Annotated in this window: 1 pseudogene; it reads left to right on the top strand. The window is 74.3% G+C overall.

Annotated features, from left to right (window positions below):
• Positions 1–9 precede the first annotated feature (9 nt).
• A pseudogene (locus CLV71_RS02080) lies at positions 10–7,578 on the top strand (amino acid adenylation domain-containing protein); the annotation flags it as partial.
• Positions 7,579–7,582 lie beyond the last annotated feature (4 nt).

Consider the following 7,582-nt stretch of genomic DNA (forward strand, 5'->3'; position numbering starts at 1 on the left):
GGTTCCACGACCCTGCTCGACCTCTTCGCCCTGCGCGTGGCGGACGACCCGGACTCACCGGCCGTCCTCGCGCAGGACGTGACCCTGAGCTACGCCGAACTGGACCGGCGCGTCAACCGCCTGGCACACAAGCTCGTCGCGGACGGTGCCGGTCCGGAGAAGGTGGTCGCCCTGCTGCTGCCGAGGTCCGTCGAGATCGTCGTGGCACAGCTCGCGGTCCTCAGGGCAGGTGCGGCGTACGTCCCCGTCGACCCGGCGTACCCGGCCGAGCGCGTCGAGGCGATGCTGGCCGACGCGCGGCCGTGCCTGGTCGTCGACGACCCCGCCTGGGTGCGGGACGACGCGGGCGGTGAGGACACGCCACCCGGCGGTGGGAGCCCTCGGCCGGAGTACGCCGCCTACGTCATCTACACCTCCGGCTCGACCGGTCGGCCGAAGGGCGTCGTGGTGACCCACAAGGGAATCGCCACGTTCGCGCTCGCCGAGGTCGAGCGGTTCGGCGTACGGCCGGGGGACCGGGTGCTGCAGTTCTCCTCGCCGAGCTTCGACGCGTCGGTGCTGGAGCTGTGCATGGCCTTCGCGGGCGGCGCCGCGCTCGTCGTGCCGCCGCCGGGGCCACTGCTCGGCGACCACCTCGGCGAGGTGCTGCGAGAGCGGCGGATCACCCACGCGCTCATCCCGCCGGTCGCACTGTCCACAGTGGCCGAAGCGGACCTGCCGGACTTCCGCCTGCTGATCGTCGGCGGCGACGCGTGCCCGCCGGAGCTGGTCCGCAAGTGGGCCCCGGGCAGGCAGATGGTCAACGCCTACGGACCCACCGAGTCCACTGTGGTCACCAGCTGGAGCGACCCGCTGCACCCCGCCACGGTCGCGCCGCCGATCGGTCGCCCGATCCCGGGCACGACCGTGCACCTGCTGGACGAGGACCTCCGCCCCGTGCCGGACGACACCGCGGGCGAGCTGTACGTGGCGGGGGTCGGGCTCGCCCGCGGCTACCTCGACCGGCCGGGCCTCACCGCGCAACGGTTCCTGCCCAACCCGTACGGCGTGGCGGGCGAGCGGATGTACCGGACCGGGGACGTCGTGCGCCGCCGCGCCGACGGCAACCTCGAGTTCGTCGGCAGGGCGGACCACCAGGTCAAGATCCGGGGCCACCGGGTCGAGCCGGGTGAGATCGAGGCGGTGCTCGCCGAGGACCCGACCGTGGGACAGGCGGTCGTGGTCGCCAGGGAGGACAACGGGCTCAAGCGTCTGGTCGCCTACGTCGTGCCCACCGGCGACGGGCGCCCGGCGCCGGCCAGGCTGCGTGCGCAGGTCACCCGCGTGCTGCCCGCGTACATGGTGCCTGCCGCGTTCGTCGTGCTCGACAGCTTCCCGTTGAGCCCCAACGGGAAGCTCAATCGTGACATGCTGCCCGCGCCGGTGTTCGGCAGTGTCGCCGACGCCGGGTTTGTCGCACCGCGCGACGACCGGGAACAGCTGCTCGCCACGGTCTGGGCCGAGGTGCTCGGACACGCCGACATCGGCGTCACCGACGACTTCTTCGCGCTCGGCGGCGACTCGATCCTGGCCGCGCGGGCACAGGCACGCCTGCGGGCGCTGGGCATCCCGGTGACCGGCCGCGCGATCTTCGACGCCCGCACGGTCGCCACGCTCGTCGAGTCGCTGCCGGGCACGGAGCGGGTGGCCGAGCCGATTCCCCTCGTGCGGCGGGACCGGCCGGTGCCGCTCGCGCCCGCGCAGCGCAGGCTGTGGCTGGAGGAGGTCACGCGCGGCGGCGCGGCGAACAACACCGGCGCGGCCGTGCGGATGACCGGCCCACTGGACCACGTCGCCCTGCGTGACGCGCTGGCCCGGCTCGCCGAGCGGCACGACGCGCTGCGCACCACGTTCGACGTGGTCGACGGCCGACCGTGCCAGCTGGTGCACCAGAACGGCGCGCTGCCGCTGCGGACCGTGTCGGCTCCGGAGGAGGGCCTCGACGCGGTCCTGGTCAAGGAGCTGGCCAGGCCCTACGACCTGCGCACCGGCCCGCTGACCCGCGCACTGCTGGTCAGGCTCGGTCACACCGACCACGTCCTGCTGCTGGCCCAGCACCACCTCGTGACCGACGGCTGGTCCGTCGCGATCCTCCTCGACGAGCTGGCCGCCTGCTACGCGGAGGCCGCGGGCGGACCGCGGGCCGGTTTCGCCGCCCGGCCGCTGGACTACCCGGACTTCGCCGCGTGGCAGGCCGCACGCACCGACGACAGCCGCGACCTCGACTACTGGTGCGACCGGCTCGCCGGTCTGCCGGTGCTGGACCTGCCGACCGACCAGCCGAGGCCGCCCCTGCGTGCCGGTGCGGGTGCTGTGCACCGCCGCCGCCTGCCCTCGGCGCTGGTCGAGCGGCTCACCACCCTCGGCGCCGCCCACGACGCGACCCTGTTCATGACGCTCACGGCCGCCGTTCAGGCCGTGCTGGCCGGGAGCACGGGACAGGACGACGTCGCCGTCGGCACGGTCCGCGCCGGACGGCAACGCGCGGAGCTGGAGGACGTGGTCGGCTTCTTCGTCAACACTGTCGTGCTGCGTGCGCGGGTCGCGGCGGACCAGCCGTTCAGCGAGTTCCTCGCCGACGTGCGCGAGACCGTGCTCGCCGCCTTCGAGCACGACGGCGTCCCGTTCGACCGCGTCGTGGAAGCCCTTGCCCCGCAACGCGACCCGAGCCGCACCGCGCTCGTGCAGGCCGCGGTCGCACTGCACCAGCCGCTGCTGCGCACCCGCGAGGCCGCCGAGCTGCGCCTCGCCGAGCACCAGCTGCCCCGGCCCGCGTCCCGGTTCGACGTGACGGTCGAGTTCTGGCCGGAGGGCGACGACCTCGTGCTGACCGTCGAGTACGACGCCGCCCTGTTCGACACGTCGCGCATCGAGGCGCTGGCAGACGACCTGGACGCCTTGCTGGTGGCCGTGACCGAGCGGCCGGACAGTCCACTCGGGACACTCGTGCCGCTCGCCGGGACCACCGGCCGCACCGTCCGGGAGGTGCCGGACGAGGTGCCGTACGTCCCGCCGAGGACCCCGGTCGAGGCGACCCTCGCGGTCGTGTTCGCCCAGGTGCTGGGCGCGGCGCGGGTCGGCGTGCGGGACAACTTCTTCGCGCTCGGCGGCGACTCCATCCTGAGCATCCAGCTGGTGACCGCCGCCCGTGAGCTTGGCCTGGTGTTCACCTCCCGCGACGTGTTCGCCCACCAGACCGTCGCCGGGCTGGCCGCACACGCCCAGCCCGCCCACGGCCACCTCGTCGAGCACGGTCCCGTCGAGGGAGACGTGCCGCTCACCCCCATCCAGCGCTGGTTCCTCGACGGCCACACCGTGCACCCCGACTGGTTCCACCAGGCGTGCCCGATCGACCTCGGCATGCCGGTCCATCCCGAGGCACTGGCCGCCGCGGTGCGCGCGCTCACCGAGCACCACGACGCACTGCGCATGCGGTTCACCCGGGAACCCGGGTGGCGCCAGGAGAACGCGCCGTCCGGTCTGGACGGTGCGGTGGCCGGTCACGGCCCGCTCTTCGACGCGCGGATCATCGGCGAGCGCGGCGTGCGACTGCGGGCCCACCACCTCGTCGTGGACGGCGTGTCCTGGCGGGTCATCGCCGAGGACCTGCGCACCGCGCACCGCCAGGCCGTCGCGGGCACCGAGATCCGGCTGCCCGCACGCACGTCCGCGTTCCGCGACTGGGCGCACCACCTCGCCGACCACACCGCCTCGGGCGGCTTCGCGACCGAACGCGACTACTGGGCGGCCGTGGCCCGCGAGGACGGGACCGTCCCGCGGGACCGCGACGGCGCCAACACCACCGCCTCCGAGCGGTCGGTCGAGGTCGCGCTGGACCGGGAGACCACGGCCGCGTTGCTGCGGGACGTGCCGCGTGTCTTCCGCAGCGAGGTCAACGACGTGCTGCTGACCGCGCTCGCCGCCGCGCTGTGCCCGTGGGCCGGCCGCGACCGGGTGCTCGTGCACCTGGAAGGACACGGCCGCGAGGAGCTGTTCGACGGCGTCGACCTGTCGCGGACGGTCGGCTGGTTCACCACGCTGTTCCCGGTCGTGCTTTCCACGCCGGGCAACGAGTGGGCAGGCGCGCTCACCGCCGCGAGGGAACGCCTCGGCGCCATCCCCAACCGGGGCATCGGCTACGGCGCACTGCGCTTCCTGACCGGCGAGGACGGCCTCGCGACCGACGCGGCCGTGAGCTTCAACTACCTCGGCCGGTTCGGCGCCGACACCGGCGAGCTGGAGCTGGCCGCCCACCCCGACGCGCCACGCGCGCACCTGATCGACATCGTCGGGCAGGTCCAGCAGGACGAGCTGCTGCTCACCTGGCACTACAGCGCGAACCGGCACGACAAGGCGACCGTCGCGGCGCTCGCGGCGGCCATGGCGGACGCGTTGCGCCACATCGCGGCACAGTGCTCGAGGCCGAGCGCGCTCACCCGGTCACCGAAGGACTTCCCGCTGGTGCGGCTCGACCAGGCCGCGGTCGACCGGCTCGCCACCCCCGAGGTGGCCGACATCCTGCCGCTCACCCCGATGCAGGCCGCGATGGTGTTCCACAGCCTGTCGCAGGACGGCCGGGGCGCCTACTTCCAGCAGACGTCGTTCGTCCTCGACGGCGTCACCGACCCCGGCAGGCTGGCGGGGGCGTGGCGGCGCGTGGTCGACAGGACACCCGCGCTGCGTGCCGCCGTGGTCTGGGCGGACGTGCCCGAGCCGGTGCAGCTGGTGCACGCGCGGACCGAGCTGCCGGTGCGGCTGCTGGACTGGACGGGGCAGGACCGCGTGGCCCGGCTCGCCGAGCTGCTCGCCCACGACCGGGCCGAGGGCATCGACCTCACGCACCCGCCGCTGACCCGCGTGACCATCGCACGGCTGTCCGACACCGAGGTCGCGGTGCTGTGGACGTTCCACCACGTGCTGCTCGACGGCTGGAGCGCCTTCCACGTCCTGGCCGACGTCGCCGCCGCGTACGCCGGTGAGCCGCTGCCGGAACGCCCGCCGGTCAACGGCTACCTGCGGCACGTGGCGAACCAGGACGTCGCCGCCGCGGAGCGGCACTGGCGTGGCGTGCTCGCGGGCATCGAGGCGCCGACGCCCCTGCCCTACGACCGGCCGAGGTCCACGGTCACCGAGGTCAGCACGTCCGCCAGGCTCGAGTGTGGACTGTCCGAAGAGGAGAGTGCGGCGCTGTACGCGTTCGCGCGAGCCAACCGGCTGACCCCCGGCGCGGTCGTGCAGGGCGCGTGGGCACTGCTGCTCGCCTGCTACAGCGGGCAGCGCAGCGTGTGCTTCGGCGCCACCGTGGCGGGCAGGCCCGCGGGTGTGCCCGGGGTGGACGCGATGGTCGGCATGTTCGTCAACACCGTCCCGGTGGTGGCGACGGTCGACGGCGCCGCGTCGGTCGGGGAGTGGCTGCGCGGGCTGCGTGACGCCCAGATGGCGGCCCAGGCCTACGAGCACACCCCGCTGACGAGCGTGCGGGCGTGGAGCGACGTGCCGCCCGGGGTGGACCTGCTCGACAGCGCGGTGATCTTCGAGAACTACCCGGTCGCCGAGCTGAGCGGGCTGCGCATCGGTGAGCTGGCCGCGGTCGAGAGCACCACGTTCCCGCTGAGTGTCACCGTCTACCCGCGCGAGCGGCTGTCGCTGCTGCTCGGCTACGAGCCCGCGTTGTTCGACGCCGCCACGGTCCACACCCTCGCCGGGCACCTGACGCACCTGCTGCGGGAGCTGCCCGCCGACCCGGATCGCCCGGTGTCCTCGGTGCCCGCCCTCACCGCGGCCGAGCGGACTCGGGTCCTGACCGACTGGAACGACACGGCCGTGCCCGTGCCCGTGACGACGCTCGTGGCACTGCTCGCCGAGCAGGCCGCCCGCACGCCCGACGCACCCGCCGTGGTCGCCGGGGGCCGCACGCTCACCTACGCCGAGCTGCACGGCCACGCGAACCGCCTGGCCCGCGACCTCGTCTCCCGCGGCGCGGGTCGCGGCCAGGTGGTCGCGGTTGCCCTGCCCCGCTCGGCGGAGCTGGTGATCGCGCTGCTCGGCGTGCTCGCGTCGGGTGCCGCGTACCTGCCGGTCGACCCGGACCTGCCGAGGGACCGCGCCGAGTTCCTCGTCGCGGACGCCGGTGCCGTCGCGGTCGTCGACGACCCGGCCTCGGTGTACGCCGAGGGCGACGGCACGCCACCGGAGGTATCGCTCACGCCGGCCGACGCCGCCTACGTGATCTACACGTCCGGGTCGACCGGGAAGCCGAAGGGCGTCGTGGTCCCGCACGAGGGCGTGGTCAACCGTCTGCTGTGGACACAGGCCCGCTTCGGGCTGACCGAGCTGGACCGGGTGCTGCAGAAGACACCCGCGAGCTTCGACGTGTCGGTGTGGGAGTTCTTCTGGCCGCTGGTCACCGGCGCGACACTGGTGGTGGCGCGCCCGGACGGGCACCGCGACCCCGGCTACCTCGCCGACCTGATCGAGCGGGAGCGGGTCACGACCGTCCACTTCGTCCCGTCGATGCTGCGTGCCTTCCTGGCCCACGCCGACCTGGCGCGGTGCGCGGGCCTGTTGCGGGTGCTGTGCAGTGGCGAGGCGCTGCCACCCGACCTCGCGGCCGAGTGCCACGCCGGGCTGGCCGCCGAGCTGCACAACCTGTACGGGCCGACCGAGGCGTCGATCGACGTGACCCACTGGCAGTGCCGGGCAGGCGACCTGACCGTCCCCATCGGACGTCCGGTGTGGAACACCCGGCTCTACGTGCTGGACGCGGACCTGATCCCGGTCCCGCCAGGCGCCACCGGCGAGCTGTACCTGGCCGGCGTCCAGCTGGCACGCGGCTACCTGAACCGTCCCGGCCTGACCGCGAGCCGGTTCGTGGCCGACCCGTTCGGGCAGGCGGGCGCCCGCATGTACCGCACGGGTGACCTCGCGCGGTGGACCGGCGACGGCGCCGTCGAGTACCTGGGTCGCGCCGACGACCAGGTGAAGATCCGCGGGTTCCGCATCGAGCCGGGTGAGGTGGCGGCCGTGCTCGCCGAACAGCCCGGCGTCGGCGAGGCCGCGGTGCTCGCCAGGGACGGCAGGCTCGTCGCCTACGTCACGCCGAGCACGGCCGACCGCGCGGGCCTGTGGGCGGCGGCCGCGGCCACGCTGCCCGAGCACATGGTGCCCTCGGCGATCGTCCCGCTGGACGCGTTGCCGCTGACCTCGAGCGGCAAGCTCGACCGCCGCGCGCTGCCCGACCCCGACCACGTGCCGTTCGTCGCCTCCTACGAGGCGCCCGGCACCGCGACCGAGCAGGTCGTGGCCGACATCTGGGCGGAGGTGCTCGGGCTGCCCCGCGTCGGGGTCGGGCACAGCTTCGTCGCCCTCGGCGGCGACTCGCTGTCGAGCCTCGGCGTGACCGCACGCGTCAACGCCGCGTTCTCCCTCGACCTGACCCCGAGGGACGTGCTCGCCGCCCGCACGGTCCGCGCGCTGGCCGACCTCGTCGAGGAACGCGTGCTGGACCAGCTCGAAGCCGTCGCCCTCGGCGACCGCTGAACCG

The sequence above is a fragment of the Actinophytocola oryzae genome (genome assembly GCF_004364325.1).
GTDB classification, from domain to species: Bacteria; Actinomycetota; Actinomycetes; order Mycobacteriales; family Pseudonocardiaceae; genus Actinophytocola; species Actinophytocola oryzae.